Here is a 17,107-nt window from a genome sequence, read left to right on the forward strand (position 1 = left end):
ATGCTCGGCAGATACTTCGCCCGGTTCGACGAGAGTCCCTCCCCTCTGGTCCGCATCGACGGACAGCTGTTCAAGGAGTACTGGGGCGAAGGCTCACGCCGAGCCCGCAACGCCGACCGATACGGCCACGGCGAATCCACTCTCGTCTTCGAGGAAGGCGTCGACGGACTCGTCCCCTACGCCGGCAGCCTCTACGACGCGGTCGGCGGCACCCTGGCCAAAATCCGGGCAACGATGGTCAGCTGTGGATCCACCACACTGCGGCAATTCCACGACACCGCGACCGTCGCCGAGGTCAGCCACCAGTCCTTCCTCCAGAACGGCGCCGACGTCCGGCTGCGCGATCGCCCCAGCGATGGCGGGAGCTGACCGGACCAACGCGGTCATTCGGGCAACTCTGGGTCGGGGAAGAGCCCCGTAGCCCGGGATCTGCCCTGGCCACCGACTATCGAGACCGGTTCTTCTTCTTCTTCACCTCGGGTCAGCGGGCACGAGACGGTGCGCCGCCACCTGAGCCGGCCGCAAGCCGGCGAGTTCACCGCCGAGGACATGGCCGACCGGCACCTGACGCGCGACCTCGTCGGTGTCCCCCGGCAATACATGATTCCGAGTCCTCGACGGCGGAGGAGACGGTCGTGGTCATCGCGACGACCAGCGGCCTGCCACGGGCGCGCATCATCAGAGACTTTCTCCCGCTCGCGACTGAGCAACCGGACGGGAGGTACCGGCCATGAGGTCTGGTCTCGGCGCGCAGCAGCGGATGCCGTCGATCGATCGACCGGAGGGCGAGGCGGCACGTCTGGGGCGGGCGTTCGGCCAGTTCTGGCTGTCCTACACGGTCAGCGCGACGGGCTCGGCGCTGAACGCCGGCGCGCTGGCGCTGATCGCGATCGTGGTTCTGCACGCCGGGCCGCTGCAGGTCTCCCTGCTGGCGGTCATCGGGTCGCTCGCGAGCGCGATCCTGTCACTGCCGCTGGGGGTCGTGATCGAGCGCAGCGAGAAACGCGCTGTGCTTGTGCTCACCGATCTGGTGCAGTTCGGGGTGTTGCTGACGGTTCCCCTCGCGGCGGTGACCGGCCGGCTGACGTATCCGCATCTGTGCGTGGTCGCGGCGGTGGGTACGACCTGCTCGATCGTGTCCGTCGCGGCAGGTCTGGCGTATGTGAAGGCCGCGGTGCGCGAGGACGCCCGGGTCGCGGCGAACGCGCGGCTGGACTCGGTGAACTGGACGACGTATGCGATCGGTCCACCGGCCGGTGGAGCCTTGATCGGTCTCACCGGCCCGACGGTGACCATGGTGGTCGACGGGGTCAGCTTCCTGTTCTCCGCGCTGCTGTTGTGGCGTGTTCCCCGCGCCCCTGCGCTGGCCCAGGACACGACGAGCGAGGGTGTGCGGGCCGACCTGAAGCGGGAGCTGTGGGCCGGGTGGCGGCTGATCCTGTCCCACCGCGGGCTCCGCGGGCTGTACTTCAATGGGCTGGTGTTCGGCGGCTCCTATCTGTGGACCGTTCCGCTTGTGGCGGTGCTGGTCCTGACCGATTTGGGAGCCATGGCGTGGCAGTACGGGCTGGTCCTCGGCATCCCCAGCCTCGGCGGTCTGCTGGGCGCGATGCTCTCCGTGCGCCTGACCGCGCTCCTCGGAGAGCGGCGGTGCTTGCTGCTCTTCGGCGCGGGCCGCACCATGTGGCTCCTGCCGCTGCCCTTCCTCGGCGACGGCGCCGGAGCACTGATCGTGCTCGGCGTGTCGCAGTTTCTGCTGCTGGTCGCCGCGGGCGTGTTCAATCCGGTGTTCACCACCTACCGCATGCGCGTCACTCCCGACGCTCTGATGGCCCGCGTCGGTACGGCCTGGGCCGTGAGCTCCCGGGCGGTCCAGCCCGTGTTCATCGCGGTCGGCGGCGCGTTGGCCGGCTGGTCCAGCCCGCGTTGGTCCCTGGCGGCCGCGGCGCTGATGTGCCTGCTCAGCGCGGGGCTTCTTCCGTGGCGTTCGGAGCGCGCCGCTCGCAGGCAGCGGGCGACGATCTGACGAGTGACACCGTCGGACGGCTGGGCCGACCTCAGGCGTGAAGCACGTGCGGGCGACCTGGTGACGGTGCGTCGATGCTTGATGGAGTACCGGTATCCGATGTGGGGGTGGTCATTGACCCGGGCCGCGCTGGAACTCATCAACTCGAATGGTGACGGTCAGTCGGTGGCGGTGACGCGGACGCCGATAGGGAAGTGGTCGGAGTAGCCGTCCTGGTCGATTTTCTTGCCCATGCCGCCGAATGGGCGCGGCGCCGGATACACGCCTGCCGCGACGGTTTCGGGGAAGCGGAGGATCTCCACGGTGTCCGCCTCGACCCGCAGCCGGCTGTCCTGGGTGGCCATCGCCTTGTTGACCAGGAACTGGTCGAGCTGGTTGGGGGTCTCGTCGTAGTAGAAGGTGCCCTCTGGTTCGCCCATCCGCGGCCACATCAGGTTCCACAGCAGCGGAATGCGGGCGCGGACGACCTTGCGTTGCTGCCGGGTGCTCAACGCGTGGAGTGTCAGCGAGGGGTCGAATGGTTCGTCGTTGAAGTCGCCCATCGCCAGGACCGGCGTGTCCGGGCCGTGGATCTCCAGGACACGCTGATGAAAGTAGGACAGCGTCTCACCGGCGATGGCCCGGTACCCGGCCGATTCGGCCTGGCCGCCGCTGCGGGAGGGCCAGTGGTTGCCGAACACCGCCCAGGTGCGGCCGCCGGCCACGGTGCGGAAGTTGACCTGCACGATCTCCCGGGTGGCGTTGCGGCGCATCACGACGTGGAAGAACACGCTCTCCTCGTCGGTGGGCACGGTCAGCAGCGCCGGGTCGTAGAGGAACGCGACGTCGATACCGCGGGCGTCGTCGGTGTCCGCGTGCACGATCGCGTAGTTGCGGCCGGGTAGCAGCTGCTGCAGCCGGGCGACGAGTAGCTCGAGCACGAACCGGTTCTCCACCTCGCAGACACCCAGCAGATCCGGTCCGGCGCCCGCGTTCATCTGCGCGATCACCGACGCCAGCTGAGCGACCTTGCGGTCGCGCAGCGCCGGTGTCCAGCCTTTGATGTCCTTCTCGATGGCCCTGGCGACCTTCTCGGTGCGCCGCTCCGGCGGAGCGTTCTCCTCGTCGAAAAGGTTCTCCAGGTTCCACCACGCCACGTACACCGTCGTCGCCATGACTCGCTCCCACCCCTGAACGTCACCACTGAGGCCCCGCAGTGAACCTAGCGGCGCGCCGGCCACCGGCGCTCTCGATGAACCGGTTCCCGGTGCACGTCGCGACAACTTCCCCGCCGCTCACGTGACCTGCCGCGGGCACCAGGCCGGACGCCGTCGGCGGTGAAGGTAACCCAGCTACGGGTCCAGGATCCTCGGGCTTGGCGGTTTCGCTGCCCGGGCCGGGTGGGTTCTCGCGCCGGGTGGACGCGCAGCGCGTGTCCATTCGTGCACCGACGATCCCGGCCGACGGCCGACGGCCAGTGTGCTCGGCGGCGCCAGTTCGGTCTTCATCCGGGAAGTATTCGGATGAAAACGCCCTCCGAGGGCACGCTCGCTTCAGTGCAGGCGTACAGGAGGTAGTAACCCGGCACTGCCACCGCTCGATCGGGGATGACTGCTGAGTATCGTTCCGATCCGGCGTGGCGGGCCCGGAGCCCGATGTACCGCTGGTCCGGATTGAACGCGTGAGTGGAGCTTCCGACCCGGAGGAACGCCAAGCGGGTGATCGGGTCGCTACTCACAACCATCACGTTGATCGTCTCGTCAGGCCGCACCTCGGTGGGCGCCTCCCAAATGGAGGGACGGTCTGCACACATGTACCAGGGCTCGTAGATCTCGATTTCGAGCCTTCGAACTGCCACACCCCCTGGCTTGCAGTTGATGTTGGTCCCGCCTGTGAATATCCGTCCATCGGGCATCAGAAGTGCGGTGGAGTGATAGTTCCGGGGGATCTCAGCAGGCGCGTAGCTGTCAGCACTCCACTGCCAGCCGCCCGGTCCGTTCACAATCATTTCCGGCTCGCTAACCCACGTGTCTTCCTCCCTATCGGGCACTCGCACGCCACCACAAATCAATACTTCTCCGCTTGGAAGCAGTACGGCGTTGCTGTTCACACGCACCGGGCGCAACGGCGCCGTGTCGCCGCCGAGTACCTGCCATTGCGGGTTGCTTTCGGGGTCGGCGGGTGTGCCGAGATCAGCGATCCATGCTCTGTTGCCGCCGGCGTGAACGACGCGGAAGCGGTAGCGCGGGTCACCAGGTCCGGGCTCCGTCTCAAGAAGGGGCAGGAGTACCGCCGGAAAGCCAAAGCCGTCATATCCAGCCCAGTCGCCGCCGACCGGCATAGCAGTTCGGGTCCACGTAGTGCCCACGCGCGGCATCCAGCTTCCACTCTGGCGAAGGTCGCCTGTGGACGCGGGTAGGAGTGGACTCGCGCTGAACACTCGCTCGTCCGGGCCGACGAAGATTCGTGGATACAAATAGCTGTTCGCCACGCCCGCGTTCGAGTGATGAAGGTCGGGAGAATCGCCGTGGTGGGTCCAGCGGTCCGTGGCCGGGTCGTAGATCTCAAGCGAATTGTTGTTGTGCCGCGTGTCGGTGGACGCGGGATGCCCGGACAGAGCCAACACCGCTCCGTCAGCCAGTGTCAGCAAGGTGGGGTACCAGCGGCCGCCACGTGTCGACTCGGTCTGCACCCAGTAGCGTCCCGCACTGCCCGGGTCCGGGTTAAATTGCCACACTTCCGCCAAGCCCGGGAAGTGCCCGTGCGGTCCGTGGGGCTCGCCGGCATGCTCCGGGTATGCCTGGGTGCCACCGGCGACTAGCAGGTGCCCATCGGGCAAGAAGGCGTGCCCAGAGCAGAATACGTCGGTGGTCGGTGCATCGATCTTCTGAATGCTCAGATCGGCGCAGTCGAACAGCTGGCAGTGGTCAATGTCCTTACGCTTATTCTGTTCGAGGCTGTGCTGATCTCCGCTGAAGATGACAATGTGGCCCGTCCTGACGAGCGCGGCATGAATAGCGAAAGCATCCGCGCGCAATACATCGCCTTTGCTGTCCTCGACGAGAAACCAGCGCCCCCGGCGGCCGGACGCCACCTTGTAAGGCCGCGATTCCGGGCTGATGATTCCGCACAGCTCCTGGCGAGCGGTGATCGGGCCCGCCGGCACATCGATGTCGACGGGCATCTCCGTGCTGCTTACCGGCCAATTGCCGATTTCTGCTCCCGCGGAGAACAGACGCAGTATCGCCGGCGCCTTCAACCTCTTGACAACGACCTTATGCGGGCCTGCACACAGCGGCCCTTCGATCAGCGGGCGGTCGAGACTGGTCAGCGGCTGCACAGTGGCCACATTCGGACTATCGGGCCCCAGTTCACATCCCAACTGCATTGACTGCGTGACCTCGAATCGTTCGCCTTCCTGGAGGGGATCGCCGACGACGAACTCACGCTGCGGAAACGGACAGGGTCCCTCGAAAACTATCCAGCGTTGCCCGCCGCGCTCCCGCACTATGCGCACGACCGCCCCGGCTACGATGCCTTCCACGTTGACTGATCCCTGGCACTCCTCCAGCGGCCGGGGAACAGTAGCGAACGTCGGCGAGGGCAGGGTGCGCCGCGACGTGCCCGGCGCAGCCTGAGGAATCCCGGCGAACGTCACCAGCGAGATTGGATCTGTGCAGATCGTCTGATGAACCTCCACCGGCACACCGGGGAAAATCCGCCTGGTCCCCGCGAACTCGATCTCGGCGAGATCTCCCACTGCCACAGCGGAGCCCAACGGCTCGGCGCCACCTTGCCAAACTTCCACGGTGGCCCCGGGTGAGCATCTTGTGACCGCCACACTTCGAGCGCAGACATAAATGGGGTGCGGAACCGTTACGGGACGATTGACCGCCTTCTCCACCCGTTCTCCACGCTGATTGTGCGGGCTCTCGACGCCTCCGACCTCCTGCTGGGTGGCCACGAGGCGCGCATCTGGAACGAGCCGCGACTTATCGATGTTCACCTCGGTCTCAGTCCACCACGCTCGCGCCTCCCCAAGAGGATTGGCGTCACCTTCTAGGTAGATGCGCACGGTTGCGTCGATGTGAGTGCCCTGCACACGCACGACGGTGCTACAGGTGGACACTGGGCCGATGATGGCAGGCGACGACGGCATGCTGTCTCCATTACGCACGCGGTTCGACCAACGAATGGGTGGGAGGGCAAGCGCTTCCACCGGCGGGCGATGGGAATCACTCGCAGCTCGACGCTATTACAGCCCGCGCTATTCGACTGGACACACGCCGCCGACACTCCGAAAGATCACCAGGGCCGCAACGATTAATGGGTGACGCATCCGTGAAAATATGTGCGAGTTAGACGCACCCTATCGACGGTAGCCCTCGCTACCTGGCGGCGTCGCTATTCGTGCGCGAATTCAGGCGGGTCCTGACAGTTTGAGGGCGACACTAGCCTGGCGTCGTGATCACCATCTTGGCCGTGCAGAACTACCGCTCGCTGCGGCGACTGGTGCTGGGGTTGGGCCGGCTGACCGTGGTCACGGGGGCCAACGGCGCTGGCAAGTCGAGTCTTTACCGGGCGTTGCGGCTGCTGGCCGATTCGGCCCGGAACGGGGCGGTGGCCGCACTGGCCCGAGAGGGCGGTCTGGCCTCCACCCTGTGGGCCGGGCCGGAGCGTGACGGTCCGGTCAGCCTCCGGCTGGGCTTTGCCGGCGACGATTTCGGCTACGCCATAGACTTCGGGCTCCCTCGCCCGTCCAACTCCGCGTTCGGACTAGACCCGGAGATCAAGTCTGAGGCGGTCTGGGCTGGGGCGTTCCTTCGGCCGGCGAGTCTGCTGGCCGACCGGGGCAACGGCGCGCTGCGTGTCCGCGACGGCCGCAAGTGGCTGCCCGTCCCAGGGGTTCTGGCCAGCTATGACAGCATGCTCAGTGAGTACAGCGACCCGCAACGCGCCCCCGAGATCCTCGAGATCCGCGATCGCATCCGGTCCTGGCGCTTCTACGACCATTTACGCACTGACGCCCAAGCGCCGGTCCGTCAGGCTCAGATCGGGACTCGTACGCCGGTGCTGAGCGGCGACGGTTCCGACCTGGCCGCCGCGCTCAAGACGATCGAGGAGATCGGCGACGCCGAGGCCCTGCATACCGCCATCGGCTCGGCCTTCCCGGGCAGTGAGCTGACCATCGACGCCGAGGCCGGGCGGTTCACGGTCCGGCTGAGCCAGCCCGGCCTGCTGCGCTCGCTGGGCGCGGCTGAACTCTCTGACGGCACGCTCAAGTATCTGATGTGGGTCGCGGCCCTACTGACGCCCCGGCCGCCGGCCCTGCTGGTGCTCAATGAGCCCGAAGCCAGCCTGCATCCCGATCTGCTGCGGCCGCTTGCCGGGCTCATCACCGCTGGGTCGATCCATACCCAGGTGGTGGTGATCAGCCACTCCCGTGCACTGGTCGACGCGCTGGAGGTCAGGACGCCGGACCTGTGCCGGGTCGAGCTGTTCAAGGAGCACGGCCAGACCCTGGTCGAAGGCCAGGGCAAGCTGGACGAACCGCCCTGGCATTGGCCCGAACGCTGACCCGGCGTCAACTGTCGAGGATGCAGGGCCCCGGCCGTCGCGACGGGAGACCTCGAAGCCGAGCCGGCTCAGCGCCGAATCGACGCCGCCGAGAACCAACCGACGACCGCAGGCCACCCCAAGTACCCAAAAAAGACGGAAAGGGACCAGACGACCGCCACACGGCCGATAGCGGACGCTCCGTGAAGCCCGCCTCGCGGCAGATCCGTGCGCCTGAGCCGGACAGAGAGTGGTTCGGCGGCTCGTACTCCGGCAAAGTAGACGCGGTCCAGCATCGCGCAAGCCGGAGGTTGGTTCAATGGCGAATGCGCTCTTGTCCTTGCTCAGCTCCGTTGTCGGTGGCGCATTGGTGTTGGCGGGCCAGTTCTTCGCTCGCCGTGCGGAGGACCGTCGCCAATGGCTCCTTCGGTTGCACGAAGCTGGGGCGGACCTGGCTACCTCTTACTTGCAGGAGGCCGCGCTGGTCAATGACGCCCGCCGATCCGGCAAGATGATGAAAGATGTACCGACGACGACCTACGTTGTGGATCGCCAAAAGGCTCTGGGACGGTTTCGGGCGCTGCCGTGGGGCTCGGAATTCGAACCTGAACGCCAGCGCATTGGAACCGATATAACTGCACTCTGGGCAGCGTGGGAAGACGGAGACGACGACTTTCAGCAGGCTTACAACGAGGTTCGCCGCCTCGTGGCCGACTTCACCGACGCGATCAGCCGGCTTCTCTCAAACCAGTCAAGAAAATCGCGCAGGCAGGAAACGACATCCTGAGTCCGCGCTGCTCCTCGTCGCTTACGACACCTGCCGCACTCCACGGCATGATCAAGTGCGCTCACATCAGCAAGAGCGTGGGTAGGCGCGCGCAGGCGCGGTCGGATACAGCGAGTGGCCGCCAGATCCCGCGGAACACTTGCCGTTGCTTCGGGCTGCCATCGGCGCCGTCATCAGCTGAAAGACCGGACCGAGTCCGGGGTTCCGGAGCGGTGCGACTCAGCCCAGACCAGCCTGCGGGCGACTCCCGGTGAGTTCAGGGCGCATCGCGCTCCTCCGTGGGTCGGCGGGCCGGTTCTTCGGCCGGGCCACCCCACCACCCTCAGGGTGTGGCCGGCAACCTGCCGGTCCCACCGGATGCGGCTGCTCACCCGCGCGAAGGCCGGACGTGGCTGACGGTCCGGACCTCGAGGGCGGCGACGTTGAGCCAGTGCACGAGTAGCTCGGTCCCGCCTCGGACTCGGTAGGTGACTGGGGCGCCGAGGTGGAGGTCGCGGTGCGGGCGGCGGGCGGCGTCTTCGGCCGAGCGGGCGGTGATGTGCACCGTGTGGAGCCTGCCGTCAATGACCATGTCCACCCAGAACGCCGGCCCAGGCCCGTCGTGGTGGGTCATCGCCGAGGCGCTCCGCCGTCGGTGCCGGTGGCGACCCGGCGCAGCGACGGCGCCGCGCGATCGGCGCCGAACGGGGCGTCGGCCGGAGCGGGGCGGTTGAGCGGCGGATCGGGCTGCGGCGCGAGGAGGGACGGCGGTGGCATCGCTGTGGTCACGGTGCGGGGACGGTCGGCCTGCCGACGCCCGGTCGCGCGGACGGTGACGTGCTGGCCGCGGAGCCTGCCGTGGCCTCGGCCGATACCGCTCCAGGTGCGGCCGGTGACCTGAAGAGTCAGGTCGGTCTCGGGCCACTGATCGGTGGTGGACAGGAGCAAGCTGCCTTGGTGGCGGGCGCGCGCGGTGAGGCTGCGGGCAACCCGGAGCGGCACCGGCCCGGGTGGTGGCGTGACGACGACGGTGTCCAGGCCGTCGATCAACGCCGCAATGATGGTCGGCCAGTCCGGGCCTGGATCGGGCACCAGCGCGAAGCGGCTCAAATCCACCCGGGACTCAGACGCCGCGACGATGCCCAGCTCACGCACTCCGGCCGCAGCGACCCAACCGCCAGCTCGCTGGACTCCGGCGAGTAGCGCGAACAGCAGGCTGGTCGAGCCGGGCACCGCGACCGTGGCGCCGCGCCGCAGCCCGCCCCATCCGGCAGGCAGCAGCGGGCGTAGCTCCGCGACGATCGGCAACTCGACCGCCGGGTCCAGCTCATGCCCGGCCGCCAGATCGGAGGCCCGTCCGATCGGGCGGCGCAGCGTCGCAGTGCGGGCGCGGGTCCACGCCAGACGGGCGATCCGCTCGCGCAGCTCAGCTGTGGTCGCGCCCACTGGACGCGGCTGCGCCGCGGCGGCAGCGGACGCCGAATCGGCCACCACAACCTCCCCCTTCGTCTTCGCCCGGCGTGGGATTGCCGACGAAGGGGAAGCACGGTCGGCGTTCGAACTGGTGCCCGACGATAGCGGATTCCGGCTATCCGCGCAGCTCCTGGTGGGTGTGTGGCGGAGCGCGCTAGGTGGCGGGTCTGGCCACGCTAGATGGCCGGGATGGACCAGGATTGCCCGCCGCGGGATGTCTGCGATTCTCGACGGCCCGGCGAACAGGGCGATGCCCAGGGTGTCGACTCTTCGAGCGGGGTGATCGACTAGGTGCGGGTCGGTGGTTTTCCTCGCGTTGGGACTGGCCCGCCAACCGGATCATAGTCCCATTTCCTCGTCGCGGTTTCTGGCCGGTTAGAGGCTCAGCGGGGTCGCCGATCGATGCCGCGTGGCGTGGCGTTGTTCCGCTCGACGCTTCGCAGGGTGGAAGGGCGTGGGCCGACCCATTGCTCCCGCGAGTCTTCGACAGTCACCCACGTGCGCCACGGTGCCCAGGGATACCGCCGCCCGACTGGGTATGCGTGCCACCGCTCGGTGAGCATCTTGGCGTCAAGGGCGGCGAGGACTTGCGCCTGGCGGGCGCGTCCCCGCATGTCGACCCGGACCACGCCGGGCCGGACCTCGGCGATCCGGCCCGTGCGCAGTCCTGCCAGCGCGGTGGCAACCGAGTCCACCGTGACCCGTTCGAAGTCATCAGGGTGCGCCATCCGCAACCTCCCATCCGCGCTTTCCATCGCCCTACGGTAGATCTCATCGCTTCCCGGCCGGTCGGAGATCGCCCGGAGCGACGGCGGAAGTGGGTCGCTGGCAAAGAGCCTCAGCGGTTGCCCGCTGGGGCTCCCACCGGTGCGCCCGGTCAAGCGGTTGGGATTGCGGGCAGCGCGGGTATCGCGCTCCAGGGGTCTGGCCGCCGTGCCCAAGGAAGGGTCTGGGTGTGGTCAGACGTGTTCAAGCGGATCGCCGGAACCCGATGGGTGGCGCGATGTTCGGTGGACGCGGCGGGGCGCGCCGGTTAGTGTGCTGAACCCGCCGCGTGGTATTTCTCCACGATCTCGGCCGAAATCCGCCCGCGGTCGTTGACCGACAGACCTTGGGCTTTGGCCCAGTCACGGATTGCTTGATTGCCCGTGCGTTCTCCGGCGGCGGTCTTGGACGTTGCGCCGGAGGTGTTCCGGCTGGCCTTCGACGACTGGGTTGAGACGCGACCGATACGCCGACCGGCGGTCACGTACGTAGCTAGATCGTGGCGTAGTGCTCCTGCGTTCTCGCTCGACAAGTCGATCTCGTAGTTGATGCCGTCGACTGAGAACGTCACCGTTTCCTCTGCTGTGCTGCCGTCGAGATCGTCGATGAGTCGGATCTCTACCTTGCGGGCCATGCAATTACTCCACGATATCGAGGGGTGATGCGTGCTGCTTTCTCAACGCTACTCGCCAGTTGTGCTCAACGGGAGTAGGCGCGGAGGATATCGCGGGAACTGATGTGAGCTCCGGTGCGCGCTTTCGTGCAGAAAACCGTCTGGCTCAATCATCGAATTTTCCCGGGTTCGTTATCGTCACGGCTCGAGGCGGCTGGGCGCTCCGCGGTCAGGCTGTCCACGACGGCCGAATTCTGACCCCGTGGCGACGTCGTCAGGGGGTTAGTTTCACGCGTCGGCGACACAGGCACTCCCGTGCAATCGCGGAGCCGCGCTGAGAGGGGACGCCAACGGCGCTTCCCGTCTCAGCGGCACGGCGAATCGGCATTCCTGCATGCGACATGTGACTGAGATTCTCAATCACCTACCAGCGGCGCTGAGCACGATCCCGCGGGCCGCCATAAATGCGATCGGGTCGACCGCGTCGCCGTTGACCCGCGTTTCGAAATGCAGATGGGGGCCGGAGGAGTTCCCGGAGGAGCCTACCCGGCCGAGCGGCTGTCCAGCGACGACCGTCTGTCCGACGGTGACCAGCGGACGCGTCACCATATGACAGTACCGCGTGGTGAGTCCGGTGGTGTGCGCGATCTCGACGTACCAGCCGCAGCCCTTGACCGCTGGGCTTCCGTCAACGTCGCAGTTGCCGGTGGACGCGTTGCACTTAGAGGTGATCACGGTGCCGGCCCTGGCGGCACGGATCACGGTCTTTCGGGGGACGATGATGTCGACGCCGGCGTGTCCGGGGCGGTCGGGTGGGCGGAAGCCGCTGCCGACCGGTCCTCTGACGGGTGCGGTCCAGCCGGTGGTCGCGCACAGGCCTTTCGCAGCTGCGCCGGTGGTGTATCGGAGAACGAGCGCGGTGGCGGCTGGTTCCCATTTCGCGTAGGCGTCGGGGTAGGCACTGCCTTGGACGCGTTGGGCGGCTGCGGTGAGGGGGAGTCTCTCCCAGCCGGGGATGCGCAGGAGACGACGGTAGAACGCGGAAGCGGCGTAATTGGGGTCGGTGAGTTGAGCCGGTGTGCCCCAGCCTTGGCTGGGGCGTTGCTGGAACAGTCCGAGTGAATCGCGGTCATTGTCGCGGCCTTGGTGGGGCAGGTTGTGCAGCCGGGATTCTTGAAGAGCGACGGCGACGGCGATGACACGACCGCGGGGCGGGACACGGGCGTGCTCGCCGACGGTGATGATGATTCGGGCGTTGCGGAGTTGTTCGGTGGTGTAGGACACGGTCGCGCTGCCCGATGTGCCGAGTGCGGGGCAGGCGGCCGCCGGCGCGGTGAGAACAGAAAGTCCCCCGACGCACAAAAAGACCGTGCCGACCGCTAAGGCGGTCAGCGCAGCGAGCACACGGCCAGTCATGCCAGCCACGCGGAAGTGTCGTGTCGCATGGGGCGCTCCTTCGGGATGCGACAGCCCGCCGTCTACGGGCGGACGGCGGGCTGTCGGAGAGATCAGGAAGCGTGGGCGGCCATTAGGCCGAAGGATTGGACGCGTCGGTCCGGTCAGCAGCGTGGCCGTTGGCGTCGGGGCGGACGGCGAGCGCCGCAACGCGATCGAGCAGCGGAATCGGCGAGTCGAGCAGTCCGCTCAGGCCGACGGCGCGGATCCACTGGACCTGGCGGGGGGAGATGTCGTGGCGGGCGGCGAAGGTCGCGGTTCGGATGCTGGGGTCGGCGGCGAGTCGCGCCCAGAGCTGACGCCAGCGCTGGTAGGAGGCCGGGTCTTGGGGAACTCGCCGCAGCACGTCGGCGGGGGGCATCGGTCCGCGCGCAGCGCCGGATCGGGATTCGTCGGTGGCCGGCGGGTCGTCGGGCGCGGGCGGGAGCAGGTCGGCGCCGATGAGCCGGGCCCAGCCCTCGACGTCGGCGCGGGCGGTGAGCGCGGCAGCGAGGGCGTCGATGTCCAGGGTGGTCACGGCGATCGCGGCGCGGATCGGATCGGCGTGCTGGGCGCGAATCAGCGCGTCGATGTACTGCGTGAGGGATGCGCGGCGACGTTCGTGGTCGAGCTGCTGCCGAGCGAGGTCGAGCGATTCCTGGCGGGTGTAGTTGTGGGCGAGGGCGAGGGTCCGGGCGAGGTTGGTGACGGCCGGTTCCCGGGCCCACTGGCGGAGCCCATAGACGGGTGCGGTGCCGGGCAGCTTTCCGGCCGCGCGCAGAGCGTCACGGCGGCGTGCGGCCGAGTGCAGCAGCCAGACGGTGTAGGCGAAGACGCCCATGCCGCCGAACACCGCGGACAGGTAGGCGACGGGGCGGTGGCCGAGGATGTTGATCGACACCGCGAGAGTGACCGATCCGGCGGAGAGGGCCCGCCAGCCGTAGGCGGTCTCGCCGAGGCGTTGCCGGTAGTCGGCGAACGCGGAGCTGACCACGCCGCCTAGGTCGATGACGACGGCGAACGGGGTGACGAGTGCGGTGCGCCACCACCAGGCGATGTGTGGGGGCCAGGGTGGGGCGTCGACGCCGACCCAGATTTGGCCGATCGCGGAGCCGAGTGCGGCGATGAAGTAGAAGATCCATGCGGCGCGCTGCACGGCGTGACCGGTCGGCGCACCGGGGTCAGTGGGGTCGGCGGAACGGCTCTCCGATTCGGGGTGCACCGCAGTCGCCGCGGGCGCCGAAGACACGGTGGGCTGGGTGGATTCGGTGAGCCGGGCGGGCGTGGTGTCGAGGTCGGGATGGGGGTGAGCGGCGATAGGAGGCATGGTGTGTCCTGCCGGAAGGCAGTGCCCAGCGTCCCGCGCGAGGGGGACGCTGGGCACTGAGGGCGGATGCGTCCCCGGAGGTCAACCGCTGGGGGTGACCGTCGGCGGGGGAGCGTGCTTAGACGGTGATGCGGTCGCGGGCGGGGTCGCGCAGGTGCGCGAGCACTAGCTCGACGAGCTGCCCGGCTGTGAGCCCGGTCGCCGACCGCGGCGGGTCACGGGGGACGGTGAACTCTTCTCGTGCGGGGAGGCTTGGTCGGCCCAGTCGGGATGCCGCCGTGGACCGCGAGTTGCGCTGCGAGGTGGCGGCCGAGTCGCCATCGTCGTGCGGTGGGTCGCTGCTGGGAGCGCGCCGATTGCCGCTGAGTGCAGATCGGGCGGCGGCGTTTCGCGTGCGTCGGCGGCGACACTTTGACGCCCCTGCGGGCCAGCGAGGTACCGAGATGATTCCGCGGACCCATCGCCGATCAAGCGGTAGCTGAAGGGACGGACGCCGGTGAACCCGGGCGGCGCCGAGTTCACTGTGCGCCTGGTCCCGGCCGGTCGTCTTCGGGCGCGCTACCAGTGATGCGGATGGGGGCTCATTGCCCTGCCGTTTGCGCAGGGCGGCCTCCCGGGTCTCGATCTGGTTCGCGCACTCGTTGAGGCGGACGGCCAGCTGTCGCACCGCGAGCGCGGGCAGCTCGAGCACCAGCGCGTCCTCGGTGCTGAGGCTTTCGATCACGGTCAGCAGCGTCGAGTTGTCCAGCTCTTCGCCTTCGGCCGGTGCGCCGTAGCCACCGAAGTAGCCGTCGGCGTCTCGCTCGGTCAGGGTCTGCACCAGCGGGAGTTGGTCGGTGGTGATGATGTGGTAGCCCATGGGGTCCTCTCAGTGATGGGCCGCGGCGACGATGGCGCGCCTGGTCGGGGCTCAGGATTAGGAGTGCTGACTGGGCCGGTGGATGAGTTCGGCTCGGCGGTTCAACAGCACAGGGGGAGTCGCTGCCGAAACCGCGAGAAACGCCGGGCGTTTGCTCCGTCCGGGCGCCGCGGCGGCCACGGAGGACCGAGCGGTCGTGTGTTCATTGGTCCGCGGTGGGAGCGGTGAGCGTCGAGAGCGTGACCGTGAGCGCGTCGATCGTCGGATCCGCTGACTGGCGGGAGTCGGGGTCGCCGCCGTCGAGGTAGTGCGCGGCGTTGGGGTAGGCGGCCACCTCGAAGTGCGACAGGGTGACGCGGCCGCTGATGTCCAGGCGCCACGGCCCGTCGTCCGGTGCGATGGTGAGCACCCGGCCGTCGGGCGTCTGCGCCCATAGTTCGATGCAGCCGCCCGCCTGGCCCTCGACGGGTGGGCCTACGGTGGCGGCGACCACGTCGAGGATCGCGGCGAACGGCAACGTGGCCGCGCTCATGTCGCCTCTCTCATGAGGCTGGACCGAGCGAAGCGTGTAGCGACGCGGCGAGGTCTGGCCGGTGCGTCGATCGCGTGGTGCGGGTCCCGTTCGAGTCCGCAGAGGTCGGCGACGGGACGATCACCGGTAACAGAACCGGCAACAGATGGGGGCATGAAGGTCTCCAATTGGCTTCGGTTTGGTGGGGACCGCGGATGCTGGTCGGAGTCGACCGGCGGATCAGGTTTGTCCGGCGCGGCGCGACGCGCGACGTCACGTGCCGGAACGCAGGAATGCAGCGCCTCGCAGCGGGGCGTTGGGCCCGGGCCGGCTGGATGGGTTCCTGGCGGTCACCGGAGCGGTGACCGTCAGCGGGTCATTGACCCGAGGTGGAAGGCGATGCGGTAGCGGGCCGAATGGCCGGGGTCGCGAGTGACCGTTCCTCGCGCGTTCTCGCGTTCGAGAAGCCGGCGGATGGATCCCGGTGAGCGGTCGAGGACTCTGCCCAGTTCGTAGGCGGTGAACGCCAGGTTGGGGTGCGCACGCATGTGCGCGAGCGCGAGCTCGGTGAGCTGACCGGCTTGCAGACGCGGCCGTGCGCCGTCGCTTGGGGCAGCCGCCCGCCGCGCACGCGTGCCGTCGGTCGGCGTCGTGAGTGGAATGGCCTGGGTCGTTGCCGGGTCGCTGGCCGTGTCGTCGGGACGCGCAGCTGAGTCGCCGCTGGTGGGCGGTGCGTCGTGGCCGACCTGCACGGGCGCTGCCGGGGGCGTGGCCGGTCGCGTGCCGGCCGGGCGGTTCACGACCGGCGGCGGCACACGATGATGCCGCTGTCCCGCGCGGTGCGGTAGGAAATGGCGCGGACCTCGCGCCGGAACAGCTGGTAGGTGTACTGGCGCAGGTCGAAGTAGTCGAGTGCGCCGAGGTCGCGGAGCGCCTGTTCCCAGCCGTTCTGCCGCATCTGTTCGGCGGCGTAGTCCTGGTCGTGGCGGTAGGCGCCGAGGAACGCCTGGGAGAACGCGGTAGGTAGCTGGTCGGCGGGCAGTCCTCCGTTGAGACCGTGTTCGTCGGCGAGCCAGTCGCCGACCACGTTCCCGTTGACCGTGCGCTCGCCGGTGAGTGTGGTCGTATGCCGGTGCCCGGCGACCGTGGCGTTGAGGGCGCAGAGCACCTCCAGGTCGAGGCGTTCGGCCTCGCGGCCGTAGCGGCCATAGCCGTACGCGGACAGGACGAGCGGTTCACGTGTGCCGGTGACCTCATGGCTGCGGGACCGGGCCTGCTCGATGTCCGGACCGACCGGGATCCACCACGCCCGAGCCGGTGCCGACGGATGGGAGACGCGGGCCTGTCCGGCCCGCTGCTCACTGTCGTAGCCGTCGATGTCCTCCGGGCGGCCGTCCCGGACATCCCGCAGATCGGCCAGCTGCTGCAGGACGGGCCTGGTCAGCTCGCCGAGCGCTGCGACGGCGAGCCGGCGGTGTTTGGCCTGTAACCGGGTCAGCGCGGCGCTGGATTCCACGACCTGCCCGTCGTAGGTGAGCCAGCAGACCGGAAGACGGTCGGAGAACACGGTGTAGATCGGCCTGCTGCCGATCCGCTGGCCAGAGGCGCGGGACTCCACCGCCGTGTTGTAGTCGCCGGGCCACTCCGGATGCGGGGCACCCGGGGCTGGGTAGTAGCTGGAGGCGCCGTGGTCGAGGTGGACGCCGTGAAGGCGGGAGCTGGCCGCGGTGGTCAGCCTGCGCATCCAGCGCAGCGCCTCGGCCAGGTTGACAGTGGGCATACGAGAGATTCCTTTCGA

General features: G+C 68.4%; 16 protein-coding genes. 4 read left to right on the forward strand and 12 right to left on the reverse strand.

Features of this window, described 5'->3' with window-relative positions:
• Both ABEB28_RS11685 and ABEB28_RS11690 read left to right on the forward strand, forming a co-directional pair.
• Positions 1 to 369: IMP dehydrogenase (locus tag ABEB28_RS11685; protein ID WP_345728057.1), on the forward strand; the 369-nt coding region annotated here is incomplete at its 5' end.
• Between the two features lie 361 nt (positions 370 to 730).
• Positions 731 to 2,026 (forward strand): MFS transporter, encoded by a 1,296-nt coding sequence (locus ABEB28_RS11690; protein WP_345728058.1) that lies wholly within the window; start codon positions 731 to 733, stop codon positions 2,024 to 2,026.
• 158 nt (positions 2,027 to 2,184) lie between these two features.
• Here the strand turns inward: ABEB28_RS11690 and ABEB28_RS11695 are convergent, their stop codons facing one another.
• Together ABEB28_RS11695 and ABEB28_RS11700 are read right to left on the reverse strand one after the other, a co-directional pair.
• Positions 2,185 to 3,180: an endonuclease/exonuclease/phosphatase family protein gene (locus ABEB28_RS11695; protein WP_345728059.1), complete on the reverse strand. Its 996-nt coding sequence runs from the start codon at positions 3,178 to 3,180 to the stop codon at positions 2,185 to 2,187.
• 329 nt (positions 3,181 to 3,509) lie between these two features.
• Positions 3,510 to 6,164, reverse strand: coding sequence for a galactose oxidase early set domain-containing protein (locus ABEB28_RS11700; RefSeq protein WP_345728060.1), 2,655 nt, complete (start codon positions 6,162 to 6,164; stop codon positions 3,510 to 3,512).
• Between the two features lie 305 nt (positions 6,165 to 6,469).
• Here ABEB28_RS11700 and ABEB28_RS11705 point away from each other — a divergent pair, with 305 nt between their 5' ends.
• Both ABEB28_RS11705 and ABEB28_RS11710 read left to right on the forward strand, forming a co-directional pair.
• On the forward strand, positions 6,470 to 7,582 hold the full coding sequence (locus ABEB28_RS11705; protein WP_345728061.1) for an AAA family ATPase: 1,113 nt from the start codon (positions 6,470 to 6,472) through the stop codon (positions 7,580 to 7,582).
• Positions 7,583 to 7,880: 298 nt separating this feature from the next.
• Positions 7,881 to 8,348, forward strand: coding sequence for a hypothetical protein (locus ABEB28_RS11710; protein ID WP_345728062.1), 468 nt, complete (start codon positions 7,881 to 7,883; stop codon positions 8,346 to 8,348).
• A 367-nt stretch (positions 8,349 to 8,715) separates the two neighbouring features.
• Here ABEB28_RS11710 and ABEB28_RS11715 read toward each other — a convergent pair whose 3' ends face one another.
• The 10 genes from ABEB28_RS11715 to ABEB28_RS11760 all read right to left on the reverse strand — a co-directional run bounded on the left by ABEB28_RS11715 (position 8,716) and on the right by ABEB28_RS11760 (position 17,089).
• Positions 8,716 to 8,961 (reverse strand): hypothetical protein, encoded by a 246-nt coding sequence (locus ABEB28_RS11715; protein WP_345728063.1) that lies wholly within the window; start codon positions 8,959 to 8,961, stop codon positions 8,716 to 8,718.
• Positions 8,958 to 9,821, reverse strand: a complete 864-nt coding sequence (locus ABEB28_RS11720) for a hypothetical protein (RefSeq protein ID WP_345728064.1) — start codon at positions 9,819 to 9,821, stop codon at positions 8,958 to 8,960. Before ABEB28_RS11720 ends, ABEB28_RS11715 begins: the two co-directional genes overlap by 4 nt.
• A 362-nt stretch (positions 9,822 to 10,183) precedes the next feature.
• Complete coding sequence (locus ABEB28_RS11725; protein ID WP_345728065.1) at positions 10,184 to 10,528, reverse strand: hypothetical protein; 345 nt, start codon at positions 10,526 to 10,528, stop codon at positions 10,184 to 10,186.
• A gap of 305 nt (positions 10,529 to 10,833) precedes the next feature.
• Positions 10,834 to 11,199 (reverse strand): histone-like nucleoid-structuring protein Lsr2, encoded by a 366-nt coding sequence (locus ABEB28_RS11730; RefSeq protein ID WP_345728066.1) that lies wholly within the window; start codon positions 11,197 to 11,199, stop codon positions 10,834 to 10,836.
• 399 nt (positions 11,200 to 11,598) lie between these two features.
• Positions 11,599 to 12,594 carry a M23 family metallopeptidase gene (locus tag ABEB28_RS11735; RefSeq protein WP_345728067.1) on the reverse strand — a complete coding sequence of 332 codons (996 nt, stop codon included), beginning with the start codon at positions 12,592 to 12,594 and terminating at the stop codon, positions 11,599 to 11,601.
• Positions 12,595 to 12,706: 112 nt separating this feature from the next.
• Positions 12,707 to 13,939, reverse strand: a complete 1,233-nt coding sequence (locus ABEB28_RS11740; protein WP_345728068.1) for a hypothetical protein — start codon at positions 13,937 to 13,939, stop codon at positions 12,707 to 12,709.
• Between the two features lie 118 nt (positions 13,940 to 14,057).
• A complete protein-coding gene (locus tag ABEB28_RS11745; RefSeq protein ID WP_345728069.1) occupies positions 14,058 to 14,798 on the reverse strand; it encodes a hypothetical protein in 741 nt (246 codons plus the stop codon).
• A gap of 202 nt (positions 14,799 to 15,000) precedes the next feature.
• Entirely contained in the window at positions 15,001 to 15,330 is a 330-nt protein-coding gene (locus ABEB28_RS11750) for a hypothetical protein (protein ID WP_345728070.1), read from the reverse strand.
• Between the two features lie 347 nt (positions 15,331 to 15,677).
• On the reverse strand, positions 15,678 to 16,061 hold the full coding sequence (locus ABEB28_RS11755) for a hypothetical protein (protein ID WP_345728071.1): 384 nt from the start codon (positions 16,059 to 16,061) through the stop codon (positions 15,678 to 15,680).
• Between the two features lie 44 nt (positions 16,062 to 16,105).
• The gene (locus tag ABEB28_RS11760) at positions 16,106 to 17,089 is read right to left on the reverse strand and encodes a hypothetical protein (RefSeq protein WP_345728072.1); all 984 of its coding nucleotides are present in this window, start codon (positions 17,087 to 17,089) and stop codon (positions 16,106 to 16,108) included.
• Positions 17,090 to 17,107: the final 18 nt, after the last annotated feature.

Origin of the sequence: Cryptosporangium minutisporangium, from assembly GCF_039536245.1 — a bacterium.
In the GTDB taxonomy this organism is placed as follows: Bacteria; Actinomycetota; Actinomycetes; order Mycobacteriales; family Cryptosporangiaceae; genus Cryptosporangium; species Cryptosporangium minutisporangium.

Excerpts from the sequence above, each read along its gene's own strand:
- ABEB28_RS11690 (WP_345728058.1), top strand. The coding sequence starts at position 731 with ATGAGGTCTGGTCTCGGCGCGCAGCAGCGGATGCCGTCGATCGATCGA.
- ABEB28_RS11695 (WP_345728059.1), bottom strand. The coding sequence starts at position 3,180 with ATGGCGACGACGGTGTACGTGGCGTGGTGGAACCTGGAGAACCTTTTC.
- ABEB28_RS11700 (WP_345728060.1), bottom strand. The coding sequence starts at position 6,164 with ATGCCGTCGTCGCCTGCCATCATCGGCCCAGTGTCCACCTGTAGCACC.
- ABEB28_RS11710 (WP_345728062.1), top strand. The coding sequence starts at position 7,881 with ATGGCGAATGCGCTCTTGTCCTTGCTCAGCTCCGTTGTCGGTGGCGCA.
- ABEB28_RS11715 (WP_345728063.1), bottom strand. The coding sequence starts at position 8,961 with ATGACCCACCACGACGGGCCTGGGCCGGCGTTCTGGGTGGACATGGTC.
- ABEB28_RS11725 (WP_345728065.1), bottom strand. The coding sequence starts at position 10,528 with ATGGCGCACCCTGATGACTTCGAACGGGTCACGGTGGACTCGGTTGCC.
- ABEB28_RS11730 (WP_345728066.1), bottom strand. The coding sequence starts at position 11,199 with ATGGCCCGCAAGGTAGAGATCCGACTCATCGACGATCTCGACGGCAGC.
- ABEB28_RS11735 (WP_345728067.1), bottom strand. The coding sequence starts at position 12,594 with ATGACTGGCCGTGTGCTCGCTGCGCTGACCGCCTTAGCGGTCGGCACG.
- ABEB28_RS11740 (WP_345728068.1), bottom strand. The coding sequence starts at position 13,939 with ATGCCTCCTATCGCCGCTCACCCCCATCCCGACCTCGACACCACGCCC.
- ABEB28_RS11745 (WP_345728069.1), bottom strand. The coding sequence starts at position 14,798 with ATGGGCTACCACATCATCACCACCGACCAACTCCCGCTGGTGCAGACC.
- ABEB28_RS11750 (WP_345728070.1), bottom strand. The coding sequence starts at position 15,330 with ATGAGCGCGGCCACGTTGCCGTTCGCCGCGATCCTCGACGTGGTCGCC.
- ABEB28_RS11760 (WP_345728072.1), bottom strand. The coding sequence starts at position 17,089 with ATGCCCACTGTCAACCTGGCCGAGGCGCTGCGCTGGATGCGCAGGCTG.